Origin of the sequence: Agrobacterium larrymoorei (assembly GCF_013322225.1) — a bacterium.
Lineage (GTDB): Bacteria > Pseudomonadota > Alphaproteobacteria > Rhizobiales > Rhizobiaceae > Agrobacterium > Agrobacterium larrymoorei_A.
On sequence record NZ_JAAMFB010000053.1, the window covers coordinates 1 to 1,131 of the forward strand.

Sequence of the window (1,131 nt, forward strand, 5' to 3'; positions counted from 1 at the left end):
CCGAGGATTGTTTGTTGTTCTGAGGTTATTGTCGGTGCGGGACTGCGGGCCCTTCACAGCCCGCAGTCCCGGCGACAGGCGACCGTCCGAGGATTGGGACAACACCCCACGTCATCAAGGTTCCCTGCCGCCTTTGCTTCACCGCTTGGAGAGTTGATTGGGCCGCTGCTTGTCACGCCCGCAAACAATCCAAAGCCTGCAAAGGATAGCAGACCCATGGACTTTTTGCACACACCACCCCTTCGTTGCCTCGGTGTCGATGTCGCCAAGGACAATCTTGTCGCCAGTGATGGCAAACGCGTCGTCACCTTCGCCAATGATCGCTGCGGCATCCTGAAGCTGCTCAAGGCGATGCAGCCCGACTTCGTCATCTGCGAGCAGACCGGTGGCTTTGAGCTCATGCTTCTGGACGCATGCCTCAAGGCGGGCATCGCCTGTCACCGTGCCGATGTGATGAAGCTCAAAGCCTATATTCGTTCGCTTGGAACCCTGGGCAAAAGCGACGCCATCGATGCGACACACATGGTCGCCTATGGCTATGAGCGCTGGACAAGACTGGCGTTATGGCACGCGCCCGATCCCGATGAGGTTGAATTGCAGGCGCTGGTGCGGCGCAGAGCCGATCTTGTGGCATTCAAGGTCGCCGAGCAGAACAGGGCGGGAGCGCCCGGCGCCAAGGCTGTGGCTGCTTCGTTCAAAGCCATACTCGCCGCCATCAAGCGGCAGATAGACAAGCTCGACAGCCAGATCGACGCGCTCGTAGCTAGAAGCGTCAATCTTGCCCGGCGCATCCGGATTTGCACAACAGTGAGCGGTGTCGGCACAATCAGCGCGGCAAGCATTATCGCACAGATGCCGGAACTCGGCTCCCTGCATCGCCGTCAGGCCGCAGCCCTTGCAGGAACCGCTCCGCATCCAAGCGAAAGCGGAAACACTAAAGGTCGCAGAAGGCAGCGCGGCGGAAGACCTCAAGTCAAAACTGCACTGTTCATGCCAGCAATGTGCGCAGCGCAGGGAAAGGGGCAGTTTGCCCCTTTCTACAAACGCCTCATCGAAAACGGAAAACCACCCATCGTCGCAATCGCAGCAACCATGCGCAAAATCATCATAACCATCAACGCAAGGCTCAGA

The 1,131-nt window shown here is 58.7% G+C and carries 1 protein-coding gene; it reads left to right on the forward strand.

All coding sequences use genetic code 11. The features are described from left to right. Positions 1 to 216: 216 nt before the first annotated feature. A partial coding sequence (locus G6L28_RS22695; protein WP_174066482.1) for an IS110 family transposase occupies positions 217 to 1,131 on the forward strand: 915 nt, incomplete at its 3' end.